General features: G+C 65.5%; 23 protein-coding genes. 7 read left to right on the top strand and 16 right to left on the bottom strand.

What is annotated here, in order from left to right:
* Nucleotides 1–4 precede the first annotated feature (4 nt).
* Nucleotides 5–883, bottom strand: a complete 879-nt coding sequence (locus tag LZ536_RS08165; RefSeq protein WP_249847975.1) for a DMT family transporter — start codon at nucleotides 881–883, stop codon at nucleotides 5–7.
* Nucleotides 884–1,033: 150 nt separating this feature from the next.
* Here LZ536_RS08165 and LZ536_RS08160 point away from each other — a divergent pair, with 150 nt between their 5' ends.
* Nucleotides 1,034–2,122: an alkene reductase gene (locus LZ536_RS08160; protein ID WP_249847973.1), complete on the top strand. Its 1,089-nt coding sequence runs from the start codon at nucleotides 1,034–1,036 to the stop codon at nucleotides 2,120–2,122.
* Here LZ536_RS08160 and ribH read toward each other — a convergent pair.
* From ribH to LZ536_RS08110, 10 genes are all read right to left on the bottom strand, one after another.
* Complete coding sequence (ribH, locus tag LZ536_RS08155) at nucleotides 2,119–2,568, bottom strand: 6,7-dimethyl-8-ribityllumazine synthase (protein ID WP_249847971.1); 450 nt, start codon at nucleotides 2,566–2,568, stop codon at nucleotides 2,119–2,121. The genes LZ536_RS08160 and ribH overlap by 4 nt on opposite strands.
* A complete protein-coding gene (ribB, locus tag LZ536_RS08150; protein ID WP_249847969.1) occupies nucleotides 2,568–3,851 on the bottom strand; it encodes a 3,4-dihydroxy-2-butanone-4-phosphate synthase in 1,284 nt (427 codons plus the stop codon). Before ribB ends, ribH begins: the two co-directional genes overlap by 1 nt.
* A gap of 53 nt (nucleotides 3,852–3,904) precedes the next feature.
* The gene (locus LZ536_RS08145; protein ID WP_249847968.1) at nucleotides 3,905–4,504 is read right to left on the bottom strand and encodes a riboflavin synthase; all 600 of its coding nucleotides are present in this window, start codon (nucleotides 4,502–4,504) and stop codon (nucleotides 3,905–3,907) included.
* A 7-nt stretch (nucleotides 4,505–4,511) separates the two neighbouring features.
* Complete coding sequence (ribD, locus tag LZ536_RS08140) at nucleotides 4,512–5,462, bottom strand: bifunctional diaminohydroxyphosphoribosylaminopyrimidine deaminase/5-amino-6-(5-phosphoribosylamino)uracil reductase RibD (RefSeq protein ID WP_249847959.1); 951 nt, start codon at nucleotides 5,460–5,462, stop codon at nucleotides 4,512–4,514.
* A 10-nt stretch (nucleotides 5,463–5,472) separates the two neighbouring features.
* On the bottom strand, nucleotides 5,473–5,796 hold the full coding sequence (locus tag LZ536_RS08135) for a hypothetical protein (RefSeq protein WP_249847957.1): 324 nt from the start codon (nucleotides 5,794–5,796) through the stop codon (nucleotides 5,473–5,475).
* Nucleotides 5,797–5,850: 54 nt separating this feature from the next.
* Entirely contained in the window at nucleotides 5,851–6,489 is a 639-nt protein-coding gene (locus LZ536_RS08130; RefSeq protein ID WP_249847955.1) for an energy transducer TonB, read from the bottom strand.
* Between the two features lie 95 nt (nucleotides 6,490–6,584).
* Nucleotides 6,585–7,904 carry a glutamate--tRNA ligase gene (gene gltX, locus LZ536_RS08125; RefSeq protein WP_249847954.1) on the bottom strand — a complete coding sequence of 440 codons (1,320 nt, stop codon included), beginning with the start codon at nucleotides 7,902–7,904 and terminating at the stop codon, nucleotides 6,585–6,587.
* A gap of 33 nt (nucleotides 7,905–7,937) precedes the next feature.
* Entirely contained in the window at nucleotides 7,938–8,657 is a 720-nt protein-coding gene (locus tag LZ536_RS08120; RefSeq protein ID WP_249847952.1) for a hypothetical protein, read from the bottom strand.
* A complete protein-coding gene (locus tag LZ536_RS08115; protein WP_249847950.1) occupies nucleotides 8,657–9,349 on the bottom strand; it encodes a hypothetical protein in 693 nt (230 codons plus the stop codon). The genes LZ536_RS08120 and LZ536_RS08115 overlap by 1 nt, the downstream gene beginning before the upstream one ends.
* Nucleotides 9,350–9,388: 39 nt before the next feature.
* Nucleotides 9,389–11,032: an NAD+ synthase gene (locus tag LZ536_RS08110; protein ID WP_249847948.1), complete on the bottom strand. Its 1,644-nt coding sequence runs from the start codon at nucleotides 11,030–11,032 to the stop codon at nucleotides 9,389–9,391.
* Nucleotides 11,033–11,113: 81 nt separating this feature from the next.
* Here LZ536_RS08110 and LZ536_RS08105 point away from each other — a divergent pair, with 81 nt between their 5' ends.
* The 3 genes from LZ536_RS08105 to rplT all read left to right on the top strand — a co-directional run bounded on the left by LZ536_RS08105 (nucleotide 11,114) and on the right by rplT (nucleotide 12,769).
* On the top strand, nucleotides 11,114–12,049 hold the full coding sequence (locus tag LZ536_RS08105; protein WP_249847946.1) for a ribose-phosphate pyrophosphokinase: 936 nt from the start codon (nucleotides 11,114–11,116) through the stop codon (nucleotides 12,047–12,049).
* Nucleotides 12,050–12,182: 133 nt separating this feature from the next.
* A complete protein-coding gene (gene rpmI, locus LZ536_RS08100; protein ID WP_249847944.1) occupies nucleotides 12,183–12,386 on the top strand; it encodes a 50S ribosomal protein L35 in 204 nt (67 codons plus the stop codon).
* Between the two features lie 14 nt (nucleotides 12,387–12,400).
* Nucleotides 12,401–12,769 (top strand): 50S ribosomal protein L20, encoded by a 369-nt coding sequence (gene rplT, locus LZ536_RS08095; RefSeq protein WP_249847942.1) that lies wholly within the window; start codon nucleotides 12,401–12,403, stop codon nucleotides 12,767–12,769.
* 62 nt (nucleotides 12,770–12,831) lie between these two features.
* Here rplT and LZ536_RS08090 read toward each other — a convergent pair whose 3' ends face one another.
* Nucleotides 12,832–13,752, bottom strand: a complete 921-nt coding sequence (locus LZ536_RS08090) for a DUF5996 family protein (RefSeq protein ID WP_249847940.1) — start codon at nucleotides 13,750–13,752, stop codon at nucleotides 12,832–12,834.
* A 47-nt stretch (nucleotides 13,753–13,799) separates the two neighbouring features.
* On the opposite strand from LZ536_RS08090, the gene pheS reads away from it, so the two are divergent.
* Both pheS and pheT read left to right on the top strand, forming a co-directional pair.
* A complete protein-coding gene (gene pheS / locus LZ536_RS08085; protein ID WP_249847939.1) occupies nucleotides 13,800–14,861 on the top strand; it encodes a phenylalanine--tRNA ligase subunit alpha in 1,062 nt (353 codons plus the stop codon).
* Nucleotides 14,858–17,200, top strand: coding sequence for a phenylalanine--tRNA ligase subunit beta (pheT, locus tag LZ536_RS08080; protein WP_249847937.1), 2,343 nt, complete (start codon nucleotides 14,858–14,860; stop codon nucleotides 17,198–17,200). Before pheS ends, pheT begins: the two co-directional genes overlap by 4 nt.
* Here the strand turns inward: pheT and LZ536_RS08075 are convergent.
* Genes LZ536_RS08075 through ftsE form a run of 4 tightly spaced genes read right to left on the bottom strand, consistent with a single transcriptional unit; the run spans nucleotide 17,197 to nucleotide 19,994 of the window.
* Nucleotides 17,197–17,880: a lysophospholipid acyltransferase family protein gene (locus LZ536_RS08075; RefSeq protein WP_249847935.1), complete on the bottom strand. Its 684-nt coding sequence runs from the start codon at nucleotides 17,878–17,880 to the stop codon at nucleotides 17,197–17,199. The genes pheT and LZ536_RS08075 overlap by 4 nt on opposite strands.
* Nucleotides 17,880–18,416 (bottom strand): YdcF family protein, encoded by a 537-nt coding sequence (locus LZ536_RS08070; RefSeq protein ID WP_249847933.1) that lies wholly within the window; start codon nucleotides 18,414–18,416, stop codon nucleotides 17,880–17,882. The genes LZ536_RS08075 and LZ536_RS08070 overlap by 1 nt, the downstream gene beginning before the upstream one ends.
* Nucleotides 18,413–19,285, bottom strand: a complete 873-nt coding sequence (locus LZ536_RS08065; RefSeq protein WP_249847932.1) for a cell division protein FtsX — start codon at nucleotides 19,283–19,285, stop codon at nucleotides 18,413–18,415. Before LZ536_RS08065 ends, LZ536_RS08070 begins: the two co-directional genes overlap by 4 nt.
* Complete coding sequence (ftsE, locus tag LZ536_RS08060; RefSeq protein ID WP_249848590.1) at nucleotides 19,278–19,994, bottom strand: cell division ATP-binding protein FtsE; 717 nt, start codon at nucleotides 19,992–19,994, stop codon at nucleotides 19,278–19,280. The genes LZ536_RS08065 and ftsE overlap by 8 nt, the downstream gene beginning before the upstream one ends.
* A 128-nt stretch (nucleotides 19,995–20,122) precedes the next feature.
* On the opposite strand from ftsE, the gene LZ536_RS08055 reads away from it, so the two are divergent.
* Nucleotides 20,123–21,010 carry a zinc-ribbon domain-containing protein gene (locus tag LZ536_RS08055; RefSeq protein ID WP_249847925.1) on the top strand — a complete coding sequence of 296 codons (888 nt, stop codon included), beginning with the start codon at nucleotides 20,123–20,125 and terminating at the stop codon, nucleotides 21,008–21,010.
* Nucleotides 21,011–21,013: the final 3 nt, after the last annotated feature.

Here is a 21,013-nt window from a genome sequence, read left to right as displayed (position 1 = left end):
GCGGCTAATTGGCCGCGCGCTTGCCCAAGCGCAAGCGGACGAGGACCAAGGCGATGCCGACGGCGATGGCGCCCGCCCAGTCGAGCGGGGTCAAAGTCTCGCCATAGGCCAGCCAGCCGATAAGGGCTGAGATGGCCGGCTGCGTCAGGAAGGCGAGGCCGACGATCAGAGGCGGCACGTGGCCGATGGCGTAGACCAGCAGGCCCTGGCCGAGGATCTGGCTGGTGAACGCCAGGATGAGGAGCGGCGTCCAGTCATGCGGAATAACGCGCTCCCCGAAGGCGAGGCTGATGGGCAGCAGGATGATCGCGCCGAACAGGCTGGCCATGAACAGGAGAGGCAGAGGCTTCAGCCGCCCGCGCGAGCGCTCAACGATGATCAGATAGCCGGTATAAAGTAGACCCGCGGCGAGGCAGAGACTGTCGCCGCGCACGTGACGGGCGCTGAGCTCGGCACTGCCGGCCATCAGCGCGCCGACACCGGCGGCAGCCAGGACGAGCGCCACGGCCTGCATGTGCGAAGGCCATTTGCGCGCCATCCACAGGCCGTAAGCGGCGAAGGCGAAGCTGGCGAAATTGCCGAACAGGGTCGCGTTGCCGAGCTTGGTGAGGCGGATGCCGGCATGCCATGCGGCGAGGTCGAGGGCGAAAAAAGCGGCGGCCGCAAAGAGGGCGATGGCGAGCCTCCTCCCCGGCCAGCGAACCGGCTGGCCGGAGACGCCTGCTAGCAGGAAGAGAAACGGCGCGGCGAGCGCCAACCGCCAGAAGCCGGCCGCTACCGCGCCTGTGTCGGCCATGCGTACCAGCCACGGGCCGAACGCCAGCGCAACATTGCCAAGCAGCAGCGCGGGATAGGCCAGAGAATGGGGATGGGATTGTGTCACGCGCCGCGCTTAGGGCCTTCGGCCATAGGCTGGAAGGTATAAGTTCATCTTATGAGAGCATGCGGACAATCGCTGTTGAACGAGCAGCGCGCTTATCTCATCTCCACAGCCATTGACTGGCTTTTGCTGCTGCGTCCAGAAAGGACCCTTATGTCAAATCTGTTCGATTCCGTCGTTATCGGTGGTCTTCAACTCAAGAATCGTATCTGGATGGCGCCGCTGACCCGGGGCCGGGCTACCAGGGAAGCGGTGCCCACTCCAATCATGGCCGAATATTATGCGCAGCGCGCCGACGCAGGCCTCATCATCACCGAAGCCACAGGAATCAGCCGGGAGGGCCTTGGCTGGCCTAATGCGCCGGGCCTGTGGAACGACCAGCAGATCGAAGGGTGGAAGCCGGTCACGGAGGCGGTCCACGAGGCCGGTGGCAGGATCGTCGCCCAACTCTGGCACATGGGGCGGCTGGTCCATCCCGATCTCGGCGGCGGGCAGCCTTTGTCGTCGTCGGCGACGACTGCACCCGACTATGCCCACACCTACGAAGGCAAGAAGCCCTATACGGAAGCCCGCGCGGCAACGGCCCACGACATCGAGCGCATTGTCGAGGATTATGGGCGAGCAGCAGAGAACGCGATGGCTGCCGGATTTGACGGCGTCCAGGTCCATGGCGCCAATGGCTACCTGGTCGACCAATTCCTCCGCGATTCAGCCAATCATCGAGAAGACGATTATGGCGGGTCGATCGACAATCGGCTGCGCTTCGTCACCGAAGTCCTGAGCGCGGTGGGGGATGCCATCGGCATGGAAAATGTCGGCATCCGCTTTTCGCCCAACATCTATTCGCAGGGCGTCGAGGACAGCGACCCCATCCCGCTGTTCACAGCCCTGGCGGAGCGGCTCGAATGCCTGCAGGTTCCGTGGATCGAGCTTCGCGAAGCGCACCAGCCGACTTCCGCGGGCGCCGTTCCGACCGCGCCGGTCAGCCCGGCCATGCGAGGGATTTACTCAGGCAAGATCGCGCTCAACAGCGACTATGACGGTCCGAGCGCTCGCGCTCGCCTGGCCGAGGGGGTCGGCGATGCGATCAGTTTCGGCCGGCCGTTCATCTCCAACCCCGACCTGGTCGACCGTATCAGGATGGGCTTGCCGCTGACCCCTGGCGACGAGAGCACGTTCTACAGCGGCAACGCGCGCGGCTATGTGGACTATGCGCGAATCAACGAGGCCGCGGCCGCCTAGCGCACCTGCCGCAAATAGGACGGGGCGGCACCGAAGCGGGTGGCGATATCGACCATGTCGAGCGCCGCCTTGGCCGCGCCGCCGCCCTTGTTCGCCTGGGCCGGGTCGGCGCGGTAAATCGCCTGCGCCTCGTTCTCGACGGTGAGGATGCCGTTGCCGATCGCATAGCCTTCAAGGCTGAGGTCCGTCAGCGCGCGGGCGCTTTCGTTGGACACGACTTCGAAGTGATAGGTCTCGCCGCGGATGACAACGCCCAAGGCGACGAAGCCGCAATAGCGACCGCTCTTGGCGGCAAGCGCGATGACTCCCGGGATTTCGAGCGCGCCGGGGACGGTGATCGTCTCATGCTCGTTGCCGGCCGCCTCGATCGCGGCGCGGGCGCCGTCGAGCAGCATGTCGTTCAGGTGCGGATAGAAGCGGGCTTCGACGATCAGGATGCGGGCCATCAGCGGGTCTCCAGCGGGATGCAGCGTTCCTCGACGATCGACAGGCCATAGCCCGACAGGCCGACCGGCGCGTGGCGCGTGTTGGTGAGCAGGATCATGTCATGGACGCCGAGCGCGGCGAGGATCTGGGCGCCGATGCCATAGTCGCGCAGCGCCTCGCCCTGGGGTGGCTTGCCGGAGCGGACGTCGGCGGAGCGGGAAAGCGAGCCCGGCGAGGCGGCATGAAGCGCGACGACAACGCCGCCGCCCACCTTCTCGATCATCGCCATGGCGCCATCGAGGAGGCCGCTGCGCTCGCTCTGCTCGCCAAGGACGTCGGCGAAAAGGTCGAGGCTGTGCATGCGGACGAGGGTCGGCTTGTCCTCTTCCACCGTGCCGTGGACGAGGGCGAGCTGCTCGGCGCCGCTGGCCTTGTCGCGGAACACCTTGGCCGACCAGTTGGCGCCCCGCTTCGAGGTGAAGCGCGTGTCAGCGACTTCCGACACCATGTGGTCGCGGCGCAGGCGATAGGCGATGAGGTCGCGAATCGTCCCGATCTTCAGTTGGTGGGCGGCGGCAAACTCGATGAGGTCGTCGAGGCGCGCCATGGTGCCGTCCTCACGCAGGATCTCGCAAATGACGCCCGACGGGTTGAGGCCGGCAAGGCGGGAGACATCGACCGCCGCCTCGGTGTGGCCGGCGCGGACGAGGACTCCGCCGGGACGGGCGACCAGCGGAAAGACGTGGCCCGGGGAGACGATGCAGTCCGGGCCGTTGGCGGAATCGATGGCGACGGCGATGGTGCGAGCGCGGTCGGCAGCGCTAATTCCAGTCGTGACGCCCTCCTTCGCCTCGATCGAGACGGTGAAGGCGGTTTCCATCCGCGTGCGATTGTTGCTGGTCATGGGCGCCAGCTCGAGCGCGTCGGCACGATCCTTGGTCAAAGCCAGGCAGATGAGGCCGCGCCCGTGGCGGGCCATGAAGTTGATGGCGTCCGGGGTCGCCATTTGCGCCGGAATGACGAGGTCGCCTTCATTTTCGCGGTCGTCATCGTCGACGAGGATGAACATGCGACCGTTGCGGGCCTCGTCGATGATCGCTTCAGCGCCGACCAGCACCTGCGCATTGCCGCGCTGGATCAGCTTTTCGAGCCGCTTCAGCGTCTCGGCGGTCGGATTCCAGTCCTCCGCGCCCAATTTGCGCAAACTATTGGGGTGAAGGCCGGCGGCACGGGCAAGGCCGGCGCGGCTGACTTCGCCGGTTTCGATGATTTGGGTTAGCTGGTCGATGAGGGTCGTGCTCATGAAGCGGCCATATATCACATTGCAATGTGATAAAAGAGGGAACAGATATGTTCCTATTGTGATGCGGCCATGCGCTTCAAATAGCGTGCGAGGACGTCGATCTCGAGATTGACGCGGTCGCCAGCCGCCAATCGTCCCAATGTAGTGTGAGCGGCGGTGTGCGGGATGATGTTGATGCCGAAGTCAGTGCCGCCGTCGGCATCGTTGACGTCATTCACCGTGAGCGAAACGCCGTCGAGCGCGATCGAGCCCTTGCCGGCGATATAGGAGCCGATTTCGGCGGGGGCGCGGATGGAAAGGCGGATCGAGCCCCCTTCCGGTGCGACATTGAGGACGTCGCCCATCCCGTCGACGTGGCCGGTGACGAAATGGCCGCCGAGCTCGTCGCCGACGCGCAGGGCGCGTTCCAGGTTCAGCTTCGTGCCTTCCTGCCACATGTGTGACGGGGTCCGGGATTGGGTCTCTGTGGAGACGTCGACCGCGAACCAGTCATTCCCCTTGTCGACGACGGTCAGGCATACACCGGAGCAGGCGATGGAGGCTCCGAGGTCGACGCCGGCCATGTCGTAGCCGCAGCCGATGGTGAGGCGCAGGTCGCTGCGCTCTTCAGCGCTTCGGACGGTTCCGATGTCGGTGATGATGCCGGTGAACATGCCGCTCCTAACCCCGAACGCGCTCGTAGACTTCGAGCCTGTCGATGCCAAGCGGACGCGGATCGACGGCCTGCCAGCGACCATGGGCATCGGCGATGGCGTCGAGGCCGATATACCCGAAGCTGGATTTGCCCTCGCCGACCAGAATGGGGGCGCGATAGATCAGGATGCGGTCGACCAGATCCTCGGCCAGAAATGCCGTCGCGGTCGCAGATCCACCCTCGACCAGCAGGTCGTTGACGTCATGAAGTCGGTGCACATCCTTCGGAGATTTAAGCATTTCCCAGCCAGGGACCGCTTCGCCGCGGCTCAACAAGGCGCGGCGGGGCGAGCGTTCTTCGAGGCCTGGCAGACGGACGTCGAGGCGGGGCTGGTCGGCCATGTAGGTGCCGCGGCCGACGAGGATCATGTCGCTGTGCGCGCGCTCGAGATGGACGTGGGCGCGGGCGTCCTCTCCGGTGATCCACTTCGATTCGCCCGAGGGAAGCGCGATCTTGCCGTCGATCGAAAGGGCCAGTTTCAGCGTGATGCGCGGGCGGCCAAAAGCGAGGCGAGTGAGGAAGCCGGCCATGCTGGCTTCAGCCGCAACTTTGCCGACGCCGGTCTTCACCTTCACGCCCGCCTTGCGGAGGATCTTGAAGCCGAGGCCGGCGGTGCGGGGGTCGGGATCCTGGATGGCGGCAACGACACGGGCGATCCCGGCGTCCGCGATCAGGTTGGAGCAGGCCGGACCGCGGGTGCTGACATGGGCGCAGGGTTCCAACGTTGTGTAGAGGGTCGCGCTTCTCGCTCTCGCGCCAGCCTGCTTGAGAGCGACGGCTTCGGCGTGGGGCCTGCCGCCTGGAGCGGTCGCGCCCTTGCCGACAATTTCGCCGTCGAGGACGATCACACAGCCGACATTGGGATTGGGTGCGGTCCGGCCGCGAGCGCCGTCGCCTAAAGCGACTGCCTCGGCCATCCGGCGCGCATCACTCGATGCCAAGCTGGTTTTCCAGCTTCTGGAACTGCCGCTGCCGTTCCTTCAGCGCGGCGTCCCGCTCCGCCTGGTCCTTCTTCTGGTCGGCCTTGATCTGGTCGTCGGTACGGTTGGCCGGCCATTGTTCGACATAGATGACCTGCTGCGGGGGCGCGGTGTTGATCTGCGGGTCGACGAGGAAAAGGATGACGATGATGATCGTCACCAGCACGGCCAGCATTGCCCCGATAACTTGTTCCCGGCTGCGCTGGCGCATGAAGGCCATCAGGTCGCGGATGGCGACGCTTGGGCGGTGAATGGGCGGGAGGACGGCCATAAGCGGCCTAGATAAGGCGGGGATGACGTAACCGCCACCCCCGCCCCCGTTGCATCAGGAGTCGAGCTTGAATTCGAGCGTGATGACCGTGCTTGAGGCGATGGCGCGGTCGCCCTCCATCGCCGGTGCGTAGCGCCACGACTTGAGAATGTGCCGACGCGCGGCAGCGAGGAAGGCCGGGTTGGCGCTGCCGACCGGATCGACGCTGATGACCCGCCCATGTTCGTCGATGGCAAGGCGAAGCCGGAGGACCGCTTCCTTCTCTGCGGCCCGCATCGCTTCCGGATAGGGTGGGCGGATTTCGCCGGGCGGCGTGGCGAAGTGCGGGCCGCTGCGCACGATCGGCTCTGGCTTAAGCGGCGGCGGCGGTGGGTCGATCGTCCCACCGCCCACGACTGGCGGCAGGGACGGTAGCGGATCGGTTTTCGGCCCCGTCTGCCGGGTCTGAACGATAGGATCTGTCGTTGTGTATGTCGTTTTTGGGGTTTTCTGGGCCTTTGGGTGCGGCTTCGGTGGCTCGGGCACTGGGGGATTTGGAAGGCTCTCAACGAATATCGGTGGCTCGCGATGCCTTTCTATCTCCATTTTCGCGCTCATCACCGCGACGATGGCGACGGCGTGGGCGCCAATGATCAGGGCGAGCGCGGTCGGGCTGATGCGGCGGCGCTCGGGGCGGGGGGCATAAGCAAGCATGAAACCCTCCTTCTACGGTCAAGAAATGCAATGTTACATCATTACATCTACCAACCAAAGCAGAAAAGTTGCTGCGCTGCAGCGCCCTTGCCGGATCAGTCGAAGGAAATGGCGTCGAGGCGGTGGATGGCCCGCTCGCGGCCGATGCGGGCGAGCAAAGGCGCCATTTCCGGGCCCGATTCGCGGCCGGTCAGCGCCAGCCGCAGCGGCATGAACAGCGGGCGGCCCTTGCGGCCGGTCTTCTCCTTGAGCCCCTCGGTAAGCGCCCGCCAGGGTTCGTCCGACCAGTCGATCGCGCCGGCAACCGCCCAGGCATCATGGATGAAGAGGCGGTCGTCGCGGTTGAGAACGGGCTTGTCGATCTGGCCATCCAGCACCGGCTGCCAGTCGGCATAATCGTCGAGCCGGGCGAGATTGCCGCGCAGGAGCAGCCAGTCGGCCTCGCTGGCCCCTTCCGGAAGGCGGTCGGCGACATCGTCGAATTCAAGATGGTGGAGCAGCTTGGCGTTGAGCAGTTCGACATCGTGCGGGTCGAAGTGCGCCGGGGCGCGGCCAAAATGCGAGAAATCGAAGTCGGCGGCGAGCGCATCGAGGCTGGCGACGGCCTCCACCGGCTGCGAGGTGCCGATCCGAGCGAGCAGGGACAGCAAAGCCATGGGCTCGACTCCCTCATCGCGCAGGTGTTCGGCGCCATAGGAGCCGAGGCGCTTGGAGAGCTTGCCCTCGGCCGCGACCAGCAAGGCCTCATGCGCGAAAGCAGCCGGCTCGGCACCGAGGGCAGCGAACATCTGCTTCTGAACGGCGCTGTTCGAGACATGGTCCTCGCCGCGAACGATGTGGGTGACGCCCAGGTCGATGTCGTCGATGACGCTGGGCAGCAAATAGAGCCAGCTGCCGTCGGCGCGGCGGATGACGGGGTCGCTGATCAGCTTCGGGTCGAAATGCTGCTCGCCGCGGATGAGATCGGTGAAGGCAATCGGCGATTCGTGATCGAGCTTGAAGCGCCAGTGCGGCGCGACGCCTTCGGGGACCGGGGAGCCTTCGGGCTTGCGTTCGTAGACTGGCGGCAGCCCGCGGCCGAGCAGTACCTTACGGCGGAGCTCCAGCTCTTCGGGCGTCTCGTAGCAGGGATAGACGCGCCCTGCGGCCTTTAGCTTTTCGAATTCGCGCTCATAGAGGGCGAAGCGGTCCGACTGACGGACGACGTCATCGAAGCGGAGGCCAAGCCATTCGAGGTCGTCGCGGATCGCCTGGTCGAATTCCGCCGTCGAGCGCTCCCGATCCGTGTCGTCGATGCGCAGCAGGAAACGGCCGCCATGCTTCCGTGCGAAGAGGAAATTATGCAGCGCCGTGCGAATATTGCCGACGTGCAGCCGGCCCGTAGGCGAGGGGGCGAAGCGGGTAGTGACGCTCATTTGCGTCCGGTTAGAGGCAGAAGCCGGCGCTGGCTAGCGCCGGTCCTCTCGCCAAATTTGCCCGGTGCGCCAAATCTCGCTGCAGTTCTTCACCGGCAGGACCGCGCCAAAGTCCGCGCCGGACGTAAGCGGTGCAATCCCAAGTCCCGCCGCGGTTGAGTCAATCGACTCCGCCGCAGTACGGATGAGCTCGAGCTGCGAACGTAACTGGATGGCGACATCGCGCACGGTGCTTCGATCCGCGTCCGACGGCGATCCGAGCGCCGGATCCAGCAAGGCAAGACGGTCCCATCCTCGGCGCACCTCGCGATACGAATCCCGGATGGTCGCGCTCGCTGAAATTATGACCGCGTAATTGTCCACGCGCTCATTGCCCAATTGGGCGTGAAACTCACGATCCATGTCCGCTGAGACAGGCTCGACGGTATAGCCGAAGAAACGCGGCACCTTCAGTTCGTCGGCATCGATCGGATCGGTGGTCGCGGCCTGACGTGCAACGCTCTCCACGCGCTGCACCAGGCAAGGAACGGCCGCGGACCAAACGCCCGCGACCTGCCTGGCTCGCCCAATCTCATAGCGGACGCGCTTGTCTTCATCGCTCACGGCACGCTGCTCGGCGCGACCGGCGACCCAGCTGGCGAGCGCCTGCGCAGTCAGCACGCCAGCCACCACGACGACAAACTCGAACAAGAATAGCCGCGCGGAGACCTTGCCGCGGCCGCTTCCCCACCAATGCCTGACACTGCGGAACATCAGCGCCAATCCTTGAGCAGGCCGCAATCGTCGACGAACCGCGCCGACGGCGGAAGATCGCCGTTTGGCTCCAGGCCGGCCTCGTGCATGTTCTCGACCGATCCGGTCGAACCCTGAAACATCACCCACCGCAGGTTATTGTCGACCTTGGTCGCGGCAAGCCGGACTTGGGCGCGGTCGGCCGGCGAAGGCGATCCTGTCGCTCCGTCAAGCAGGCGAAACGTCGGCCATTGCTCCGCTATCTGGCCGGTGAATAAGTTGTAGGTCTCGGCCGTGTTGGTGAGGGAAATCAGCGCTCCGGCCCGTTCGTCGGAGATGACGTCGCGAATCTTGCGCCAGTCGTCGCTGCTCAAGGCCAGATCGGGCGGCGACGGCAAGGCCGGCCGACCGATCTGCTCTGCCGAAAGGAGGCGGCCATCCGCCGCGGCCCTGCTGATCTTTGCCACGTGGCCGCGCAGGCACCGGCCATAGCGCTGCCAATAATTGAGGTCCCGCTGCAGGCCCCGCCCTATCTCCATCGTTTGCGCCAGCAATCGTTCGCCCTCGGCACGCTGGCCGCGCTCCGCGACCCAGTTGGCAAGCGCCTGGGCCACCAATACGCCGGCGACGACGACGAGGAATTCGAATGCGAACAGCCGCGCGGTGGCCTTGCCGCGGCCTTCGCCCCACCATTGACGCACCGCGTGGAACATGCCCCCTCCACCCGTTTCGGAGACGGAATGTCTATCCGCTCATTGACCCGTGTGGAAGGCGTTGGTGATGGGGTATCGGCGGTCACGGCCGAAGTTGCGCCGGCCTAGTTTCACGCCGGGAGGAGCCTGGCGGCGCTTGTATTCGGCGCGCAGCAGCTTCTTTTCGATATCGGCGACCAGGCTTTCCTCGGCGCCAACGGCCTCGGCGGCCTCCCGCACCGACATTTCCTTCTCGACCAAGGCCTCGAGAATGCGGTCGAGCAGGCTGTAGGGCGGCAGGCTGTCCTCGTCCTTCTGGTTCGGGCGCAGTTCGGCGGTCGGCGGCTTGTCGATGATCCGCTGCGGCATCACTGGACCGTCGGGCCCGACCGCATGCTTGGGCTTCTTGCCGTTGCGCCAGCGCGAGAGGGCGAAGACGGTCGTCTTGTAAGCGTCCTTCAGCACCGAATAGCCGCCGGCCATGTCGCCGTAGAGGGTGGCGTAGCCGACGCTCATCTCGCTCTTGTTGCCAGTGGTCAGCAGCATCTGCCCGCCCGAATTGGACAAAGCCATCAGCGTCACCATGCGCAGGCGCGCCTGGATATTCTCGGCGGCGAGACCGCTGAGGTCCGGCATCGTCTCATGCAGGGCGTCGACGCCCTTGCCGATGGAAATGACGTCATGACGGCAACCGAGCAAACGGGCATTTTCCCGTGCATCTTCAAGGCTTTCGCCCGACGTGTATTTCGAGGGGAGCATCACGCCCCAGACCTTGTCGGCGCCCAAAGTGTCGACGGCCACGGCGGCGGAAAGCGCGCTGTCGATGCCACCGGAAAGGCCAAGGATGATGCCGGGGAAGCCGTTGCGGCCAACGTAATCCCGTAGGCCGATCATCATTGCGTGGTAGATGCCCTCGGGAAAGTCATCGAGCTCGCACTGCTTTCGGGTGGCGCAGCCCCAGCGACCGTCTTCCTTCGCCCATTCGGTGATGAGCAGCGACTCTTCCCAGTCGCACATCTGTACGACCCGCTCGCCGTCGGCGTTGACGATAAAGGACGAGCCGTCGAACGCCAGTTCGTCCTGTCCGCCGACGCGGTTCAGATAGGCGAGCGCGAGGCCGGTCGAGACGACGCGGCTGCGCACCAGCTGCTGGCGGGCTTCGTCCTTGTCGATTTCGAACGGGCTACCGTTGGGGACGAGAAGGAAATCGGCGCCGGCTTCGGCCAAATGCGCGCAGACGCGGTCCTGCCAGATGTCCTCGCAAATCGGCAGGCCGATCTTAACGCCACGCCACTCGATGGGCTCCGGCAGCGGCCCCGAGGCGAAGACGCGTTTCTCGTCGAACGTCCCGTAGTTCGGCAGCTCGTGCTTCAGCGTCCGGCCGACGATTTGCCCGCCCTCGGCGAGGATGAAGGCGTTGTAGACGGAGCCGCCCTCATTGATGACCGTGCCAATCAGCATTGCCGGACCAGGCTCGGCACTGGCAGCGACGAGGAGGTCGGTCGCTTCATGGGCGCGGCGGACGAACTCTGGCTTCAGGATGAGGTCTTCGGGCGGGTAGCCGGTCAGCTGAAGCTCGGGGAACAGGATCAGGTCCGCACCCTTCGCCTTCGCCCGCCACTCGAGCATGGCCTCGGCATTGGCGTCGAGATCGCCGACGCGCTGGTTCAGCTGGGCGAGGGCAATGGTGAGGCGATCGGTCATTGTGCTTCGCATTTAGCGACGCCGCCCTTCCGTGCAACGCTTACCGCCGCTAGGAGGGCCTCGGGATTCAAGGGAAACTCAATGAAACTGCTGGCCGGAAACTCGAACCTTCCGCTCGCCAAGGCGATCGCCGACTACCTCGAGATCAGGTTGACCGAGGCGAGCGTGCGCCGCTTCGCCGACGAGGAAGTGTTCGTCGAGGTCAATGAGAATGTCCGCGGCGAGGACGTGTTCGTCATCCAGTCGACCAGCTACCCGGCCAACGACAACCTGATGGAACTGCTGATCTGTATCGATGCGCTGCGGCGTGCGTCGGCGAAGCGGATCACCGCGGTCATTCCCTATTTCGGCTATGCGCGGCAGGACCGGAAGCCGGGCCCGCGCACGCCCATTTCCGCAAAGCTGGTCGCTAACCTCATCACCACTGCCGGCGCCGACCGCGTGCTGTCCATGGACTTGCACGCGGGCCAGATCCAGGGCTTCTTTGACATACCGACCGACAATCTGTGGGCAGCGCCGGTGATGGCGGCCGACATCCAGGCACGGCTGGCGAACAAGCAATTGATGGTCGTCTCGCCCGACGTCGGCGGCGTGGTACGCGCCCGCAGCCTTGCCAAGCGCCTCGACAATGCCCCGCTGGCAATCGTCGACAAGCGCCGCGAGCGCGCCGGCGAATCGGAAGTCATGAACATCATCGGCGACGTCGAGGGGCGCTGCTGCATCCTGGTCGACGACATCGTCGATTCGGCGGGGACGCTCTGCAATGCCGCCGCCGCGCTGAAGAGCCAGGGCGCGACCGACGTCTATGCCTATTGCAGCCACGGCGTGCTGTCGGGCGGTGCCGCGGCGCGCGTCCAGTCGTCGGAGCTTAGCGAACTGGTGGTGACCGACACCATCTTTCCGGGCGAGTCCGATGACCCCAAGGGCAAGATCCGCCGCCTCAGCATCGCACCCTTGTTCGGCGAGGCCATCCGCCGCATCGCCGACGAGGCCAGCGTCAGCTCGCTCTTCGACTAGAGGTTGCCTTTTTGGCGCTTTCCCCTTAGAGGCGCGCGCTTCCAAGCGATTGGAGAAACAAGAACGGCCCGGCCAGTAAGGGCTGCCGTGGCTGTTCGATAAAGTCGCGCCTGTTGGCGCAAAAGGAGACAAAATGCCCAAGCTGAAGACGAAGAGCGGCGTCAAAAAGCGCTTCAAGCTCACCGCCACCGGCAAGATCAAGCACGGCGTCGCTGGTAAGCGCCACCGGCTGATCAGCCACAACGCCAAGTACATCCGCCAGAACCGTGGCACCGAAGTCCTCGCCGACGCCGACAAGGCGCGCGTGATGGGCTGGGCCCCGTACGGCCTCAAGTAAGGAGCGGATAGACAATGGCACGCATCAAACGCGGCGTTACCACCCGCGCCAAGCACAAGCGGATCCTCGACAATGCGAAGGGCTATTATGGCCGTCGCAAGAACACGATCCGTATCGCCCGCCAGGCCGTCGAAAAGGCCGGTCAGTACGCCTATCGCGACCGCAAGGTTAAGAAGCGGAGCTTCCGCGCCTTGTGGATCCAGCGCATCAATGCCGCTGTCCGCGCCGAAGGCCTGACCTATGGCGAGTTCATCCACGCGCTGAAGCTGGCGAACATCGACCTCGACCGGAAGGTCCTGGCCGACATCGCCATGCACGAGGGCGAGGCGTTCACCGCCATCATCGCCCAGGCGAAAGCGGCGCTGGAGAAGAAGGCGGCCTAAGCCACCTCTTCAACGGAACAACGGAAAGGGGCGTCGAGAGCGATCTCGGCGCCCTTCTCGTGTCAGGGAGCGACCGGGTCGCGTTCCAGCGCAGCGCGGTCCCAATGCGCCAGGTTGGCGGCGCGGTTGTAGGTGGATTGCAGGAACATCAGCAGCGCGCGATCCGGGTCGGGCGATCGGCGGACGTGCTCGTAACTCAGCACATATTCGCCAAGCGTCGCGTCGAAGATGCCGCCGCTGATGTCGTTGCCGCTGTCGCGGAAACCGGGCGGTTCGGGATAGGCGTAGCTGTAGAACAAGGGCTCGGTGCCCGGCGGAGCGCTGGCGCCGCCCGGCCAGAAGCCGGCGCTGGAGACTTCGTGGCTATAGGCTTCTCGGGTGATTCGGTCGGGTAGGCCCGGGATGCCGCCGGGATGTTCGGGCGCCAAACGGCCCGAGAAGCGGGTCACGGCAAGGTCGAAGCTGCCCCAGAAGAGATGCACCGGGCTGCATTTTCCCAGGAAACCAGCGCGGAAACGCTCGAACACCGGCTCGATGCGGCACAGGGCCGCGTGAAGGCGCTCGGCGGCGTCCGGATCATAATCGCGGGGCGCGACATCCTCCGCAAAGGGCGGCGCGCCCGGAATCTCGTTCGGGCGGTTGTGGAAGGTTGACGGCAGGCCGTGCGATTCGAGCATGACGACCAGATTGCGGTGCAAGGCAGCGATGCTGCCGATGTCGAGCGGCAAAAGGTCGCGTTCGCCGTCGCCGACGTGAAGGACGATGGCGTGGCGGCACAGGTCGAGCGTCAGCGTGAAATTGCCGGCGTCCGAAGCGATCGGCTCGATCGCGAGGCCCTCCGCGACAGGATGGAGCGTCGCGTGCCAGCCGTGATTGACCCACGGTGCGTGGGCGACTCGCATCTTGCCGAGCATCTGGCTGGCGAGGTGAAGGATCGCCAGTGTCGGTGCATCGCCGGCATCGAGTCTGGGCCAGTTGGCCATGCTTCCCTTTGCATTTTGCAGCGCGGCATTGCTAGAGCCGCGACGCAATGGCCGATGACCTGATCAAGCAAATTCAAGACGCGCCCGACCTGCAGGCGCTCGATGCGCTGCGCGTGGCGGCGCTGGGCAAATCCGGAAGTATTACCGCACTGCTGAAATCGTTGGGCGCGATGGACGCGGATACCCGGACGAAGGAAGCTCCGAAGATTCACGCCCAGCGCGAGGCGGTCAGCAATGCCATTGCCGCCCGCAAGGACGCGCTGGAAGCGGCGGTGCTAGAACAAAGGCTGGCGACGGAACGTGTGGACCTGTCGCTTCCCTCCGACGCCATCCCGGTCGGCAGCGTTCATCCGGTCAGCCAGGTCATGGATGAACTGGCGGAGATTTTCGCCGACCTCGGCTTCGCCGTCGCCGAAGGGCCGGAGATCGAAGATCAGTGGCACAACTTCACCGCGCTCAACATGCCGGAGGCGCATCCGGCCCGGGCAATGCAGGACACCTTCTACGTCCAGCCGCGCAATGAGGGCGAAGAGCCGCGCGTGCTGCGCACCCACACTTCGCCGGTGCAAATCCGGTCTATGCAGGCGCTGGGCGCACCCTTGCGGATCATCGCGCCGGGACGCGTCTATCGTAGCGACAGCGATGCCACCCATACGCCGATGTTCCACCAGATCGAGGGCCTGGTCATCGACCGCGATATTCACATGGGACATCTCAAGTGGACCCTGGAGACGTTCCTCAAGGCCTTTTTCGAGCGCGATGACGTCGCCATCCGCATGCGCCCATCCTACTTCCCCTTCACCGAGCCGTCGGCCGAGATCGACATCGGCTGGTCGATGGAGAAGGGCCGCCGCGTCGTCGGCGGTCAGGAAGGCTGGATGGAGGTGCTGGGTAGCGGCATGGTCCATCCTCGCGTGATCGCCGCCGCGGGACTTGACCCTGACGAATGGCAGGGCTTCGCCTTCGGCACCGGCGTCGACCGGCTGGCGATGCTGAAATATGGGATGGATGACCTTCGCGCCTTCTTCGACGGCGATTTGCGCTGGCTGAAGCATTACGGGTTCAGCTTCCTCGACGTGCCCACCCTCAGCGCAGGAGTGGGCGCATGAAGTTCTCCTTGTCCTGGCTGAAGGCGCATCTCGACACCGAGGCCTTGCCGCATGAGGTGGCAGAAAGGCTGACCGCCATCGGCCTCGAGGTCGAAGGCGTCTCCAGCCCCGCGGAGGCGCTGGGGCCATTTCGCATCGCCAAGGTGCTGTCTGCCGAGCGGCACCCGCAGGCGGACAAGCTGCAGGTGCTTTCGGTCGATGCCGGCGAAGGGCCGGTGCAGGTGGTCTGCGGCGCTCCCAATGCGCGAGCCGGGCTGGTCGGTGTCTTCGGTCCGCCGGGCGCTTATGTGCCGGGCAGCGACATGATTCTGAAGATCGCCGCCATCCGCGGCGTCGAATCGCGCGGCATGATGTGCTCGGTTCGCGAGTTGCAGCTCGGCGAAGAGCATGACGGCATCATCGAGCTGTCCGAGGATGCGCCGGTCGGACGTTTCTATGCCGAATGGGCCGGGCTGGACGATGCCGTGTTCGACGTCGCCATCACCCCCAACCGCCAGGATTGTATGGGCGTGCGCGGCATCGCCCGCGACCTTGCGGCAGCAGGGCTTGGGACGCTGAAGCCGCTCGATGTGCCGGCGATCGAGGGCAGTTTCGATTGCCCGGTCGACATTCGCACCGAGGACCCGGAAGGCTGCCCGGCCTTCTTCGGCCGGACAGTGCGCGGCATCACCAACGGCGCTTCGCCCGAGTGGATGAAGCAACGCCTCAAGAGCGCGGGGCAGCGGCCGATTTCGGCGCTGGTCGACATCACCAATTATTTGATGCTCGACCTCGGGCGGCCCGCGCACGCTTACGATCTGAAGGAGCTGAACGGAGCCGTCACCGCCCGGCGCGCCAAAGACGGCGAGAAGGTGCTGGCGCTCAACGAGAAAGAGTATGTGCTCGACGACACGATGACCGTGATCGCCGATGAGGCGCAGGTCCACGACATCGGCGGGATCATGGGCGGCGAGCATAGCGGCGTCGCCGACACGACGACCGACACGCTGCTCGAAATCGCCTATTTCGATCCGGACCGGATCGCCCGCACCGGCCAGAAGCTGCAGCTAACCAGCGATGCGCGCACCCGCTTCGAGCGCGGTGTCGACCCGGCATTCCTCGAGGATGGCCTGGCCATCCTGACCGGCCTGATCCTCGACATCTGCGGCGGGGAAGCGAGCCGTGTTGTCCGCGCCGGCGAGGCGCCGGTTGCCGAGAAGCGCGTGAAGTTCGATCCGGCGCGCACCTTGTCACTGGGCGGTCTCGATGTGCCCGCGGATGAGCAGGAAGCCATCCTCGAACGCCTTGGCTTCGAGGTTGCGAATGGCGAGGCGACGGTTCCGAGCTGGCGGCGTGACGTCGACGGGCCCGCCGACCTCGTCGAGGAAGTCGCGCGGATGGTCGGGCTCGACGCAATCCCCTCGACGGCGTTGCCGCGCGCCGATGGCGTCGCCAAGCCGGTCGCGACCAAGGCGCAGGTCGCCGAGCGCCGCATCCGCCGAACCGCCGCCGCACGCGCGTTCGAGGAAGCCGTCACCTGGAGCTTCATCAGCGAAGAGGAAGCTGACACGTTCGGCGGTGCCGCTGACGTGGTCGCCAATCCGATCAGCGCCGACATGAGCCATATGCGCCCGTCGCTGCTGCCGGGACTGATCGCTGCTGCGCGCCGCAACCTCGATCGCGGCGCGGCGAGCGTCCGGCTGTTCGAAATCGGCAGACGCTATTTGCAGGAAGGCGAGCGCCGCACCGCGGGCTTCATCCTGGCCGGCGACAAGACGCCGCGCAGCTGGATCGCCGGCAAGCCGCAGGACTTCAGCGCCCACGACGCCAAGGGCGAGGCGCTGGCGCTGCTGGAAGCTGCCGGAGCACCCGTGCAGAGCTTGCAGCTGACGATGGACGCCGGACCAAACTGGCATCCAGGCCGATCGGCCAAGTTGGGCCTTGGCAAGAATGTGCTGGCCGTTTTCGGTGAGCTGCACCCTTCGATCGCCCGCGGACTGCCGGGAACGGTCGCCGCGGAAATCTATCTGGACGCCATTCCCGAAGCGCGGTCGAGCGGCCATGCCCGCGTCGCTTATTCGCCGCCCGCGCTGCAGTCGGTGACTCGCGACTATGCGTTTGTGGTGCCGGGCGAGCTTGCGGCGGACACTTTGGTCCGTGCCATTCGCGGTGCCGACAAGCAGGCGATCACCGACGTCAGGGTGTTCGATCGCTACCAGCCGGAGGGCGGTGAGTTGAGCCTGGCGATCGAGGTTGTCCTGCAACCCGGCGAACACAGCTTCACCGAGGCCGAGATCGCCGAGATTTCGAAGACAATCGTCGGTGCGGCCGAGAAACTGGGCGCGAAGCTCCGCAGCTAGTCGTTCAGGGCGTTGATCGCGTCGCGCACGCGGGCTTCGATCTCCTCTCGCTTCAGGCCCGAGGGGATGACTTCGCCGACCTTGAAACGGATGATGCCGGGCCGCTTGACGAGGCCGCGGCTCCACAGCCGGCCGCTATCGTGCGCGACCGGCACCACGGGCAACCCGAGCGCACGGTAGAGGCCGGCAAAGCCGGGCCTGAGATCAGGCTTCTCGCCATGCGGCACGCGCGTACCTTCGGGGTAGATGATGACGGGGCGGCGCTGCTCCGCGGCCTGCTTTGCCTCGGCCAGCATCGTACGGAGAGCCTTGGCCCCGGCCTCTCGATCGACACCGATGACGCCATAGCGTCGTGTCACCCAGCCGAAGAACGGGATTTGCGTCAACTCGCGCTTCATGACCACGACCGGGGTGCGCGCCAGGCGCAGGCCCTCGATCGTCTCGACCATCGCCTCATGCTTGACCGCGATAAGGTAGGCGCCTTCCGGAACATGGCCGTCGAAGATCATGCGGATGCCGAGGACGTTGCGGACGAGCCAGTGATGATAGTCCGACCAGCCGTGGACGATGGCGCGGACGGTGCGGTCGCCGAACGGCGATAGGAGGATCACCCCCGTCACGTAAACCGCGGTGCCGGGATAGAAGAGGAAAGCGAACAGCAGCGAGCGGATCAAGGTCATCAGATGTCGAGCCAGACCGCGACCCGGCGCAGGAGGTATTTGTTGTATTCGGCGAACAAGGTCATGAAACCCGGCTCGGTGCGAACGGCATCGGGCACGACCTTGAAGTCTTCACCAAGAACGCGGCGGAACTCGTAGCGGGCGCGGCGCATGTGCCAGTCGCTGGTGATCAGGCGAACCGAGTGGAAATGCTGTTTCTGCAGCCAGCGGCGCGTTTCCTCGGCGTTAGAGCGGGTGTCGACCGATTCCGAGCCGAGGTCGACGCAGCATTGCACGAGCTTTTTCCTGCCGCCGAGGCGATGGACGAGATCGGCCTTGGTGACGGAAGGGTCCGCGCCGGCGACCAGCAGCCGCTGCCCCTTGCCCTCCGAGAGAATTTCCACGCCATGTTCGATGCGCCCCGCACCGCCGGTGATGACGACGATTCCGTCGGTGTTTGCGACTTTATCCTTGGCCGGCTTGCCGAGGGTCACTCCGAACAAAGCGAAGCCCAGGCCGTACAGGATCAACAGCAACGAGCCGAAGCGCAGGATCATAGCGCTTCCCGCAATGCGCGAAGCACGGCGATGCGCGCAACCAGGGTCGCCAGCAATGTGCCGAGCAGGGGCAGTAGAGCGAGGGCAACGAGATCGAGGAAGGTCAGAAGCGGGCCGCCGGCGACATCTTCCACCCAAGCGGCCCGGCCACCGGCGATGACGAGCAGCACGACGCCGGCTGCCAGTGCCCCGGCAGCGCCGCCGTTCAGGGAATCGATGGCGATACGGCGCTGGAACAGGCGGGCGACCTGGTCATCGGTGGCGCCGACACCATGCATGACCTCGATCGTCGGGCGATTGGCCGCGAGTGCACTGCGTGCGGCAAGCACGACTGCTGCCGCAGTTGCCAAAGCGATCATCAGGACAATGGCGAAAGCGACCCATGTCAGCGAATGGATCGCGCGCAACATCGGCTTCAAGGTCGCGCTATGGGCGACAAAACGCGCGCCCGGGACTGCGGCTTCTACCTTTGTAGCAATGGCTTGAGGCGAAACGCCGGGCTTGAGGTCGACATCGATCAATGCCGGCAAGGGCAAGTCGGCCTTGGCGCCTTCGGGGCCCAGCCAGCGTTCGAGAGTCTTGCGCATCTCGGTCTCAGGGACGGGGCGGACAGCCGCGACCCCTGGCGCGTTGCGCAGCGCGGCCTCTGCGGCCGGCGCCCTGGCCGCGCCGTTGGCAACCTGCACCGAATAGCGGTTCTCGACGCCGCGCGAGACGACGCCCGCAGCATTCGCCAGCGACAATCCGGCCGCGGCGATGACGACCATCACGAACATCATGATGGCGATCACCCAGGGCGTCGGACCCTGCATCCGGCCGCCGGGGAGCAGCCGCCGTTCGGCCGGTGTCGCGCGGACCCAGTCAAGCATCGGCGCGGCCCATCTGTGCCGGCGGGTTCTTCAGCGAACCGGTCGGATCAACCATTGCGCCATTGTCGAGCCGGATCATTTGGGCGCCCGGCGTCGCGGTGATCAGCGAAATATCGTGGGTCGCCACGATGATCGTCGTGCCGAGGCGGTTGAGCGCCGTCAGCAGGTGCAGGATGCGCTTCGCCATTTCGGCATCGACGTTGCCGGTTGGCTCGTCAGCGACCAACAGCTCCGGCCGGGCGATCACGGCGCGGGCGATGGCGACACGCTGCTGCTCGCCGCCCGACAGCGTTGGCGGGCGAGCGCTGGCCCGGTCGGCGAGACCAACCCAGGCCAGCATCTCCCGCACCGAGCTTTCGACTTCCGCTTCCGGCTTGCCGGCGATCCGCAGCGGTAAGGCGACATTGTCGAAGGCAGACAAATGCCGGATCAATCGAAAGTCCTGGAAGACGATGCCGATGCGCCGACGATAGGGCGGCAGTGCTTCCCGCGGGGCGTCCGTCAACTCGTCGCCGAACAACTGGATGCGGCCGCGCGTCGGTCGCTGGGCTAGATAAAGAAGCTTCAAAAGCGACGTCTTGCCGGCGCCCGACGGGCCGGTGAGGAAATAGAAGCCGCCCGCGGCCAGCCGGAAGTCGAGGTCGCGGAGCACTTCCGCGCCAGTCCCGTAGCGAAGGCCTACCCGGTCGAATTCGACGATCGTTGCCAGCTTCCCCAACCCCTTACTCGCGCGCTGCGCTCAAAGCTGTTCCTCGCACAGGCGCGCCCGCCTTGCCAATGGCGGCAACATGCTGTTTACCAGATGGATTCACCGAACAGGGGAGTATTCGGCCCAAGATGATCCTCACCTGTCCAGCCTGCGACACCCGCTATGTCGTCAAGGACGGCGCCATCCCGCCCGGCGGGCGCCAGGTCCGCTGCGCATCATGCAAGCATAGCTGGCACCAGGATCCTGAGACGTCCAATGTGCCGGACCCCGAAGAGCAGAGCATTGCCGAAGCGGCGATGATCGATCCGAGCAGTGGACCTGAAGCCGAGCAGCGCGCCTATGAGGAAGCGCAACTGGCAAGCGACGAAGAAACTGCGGCGGTTGCCGACGAGCATGAGGTCGCGGCCGAGGCTGCGGACACGGTCGGCGAGTCCGATCCGGCGGCGCCGCCAGAGCGAGACGAGTGGGCGGGCGAAGAGGACCGGGTGACCGGCGCGGAAGCTGCCGCCGCTTTGGGCCCGGAACCCGCGTCCGAGTGGGTTGCTGGCGCCGAGCAAGTCCAGGAATTCGAACCATTTTACGAACCGGAGCCGGTCGGCGCCCATAAGCGGCGTGTTCCGGTGCTGGTGTGGATCCTGCTGGTCGTGGCCATTCTCGCTGCCGCCGGCTGGTTCCTGGCCCCTGACGCGGTCCGTGAACGACTTGGCCTGGCGACGGGAGATACCGACCTGGAGGTCATGGTCACCAATAACGACCGCCAGCGCCTGGCCAGCGGCAACCAATTGTTCGCGGTGAGCGGCCGGGTCATCAATCCGACCGACAAGGACCAGGCGGTGCCGCCCATCAAGGCCGAGCTTCTCGATGCCTCTCGCAAGAAAGTGGTCTACAGCTGGATGATCGAACGGCCGGCGGCAACGCTGGCGCCGGGCGCAAGCGCCAGCTTCAACAGTGCCGAAGTCGACGTACCCGAGGGCGGCGTCTACCTGCGAGTCACGCTCGGCGAGAATAACGCCTAGCCT

Origin of the sequence: Sphingomonas alba, from assembly GCF_023516555.1 — a bacterium.
GTDB classification, from domain to species: Bacteria; Pseudomonadota; Alphaproteobacteria; order Sphingomonadales; family Sphingomonadaceae; genus Sphingomicrobium; species Sphingomicrobium album.
This window is presented reverse-complemented; position numbering and strand designations above follow the sequence as displayed.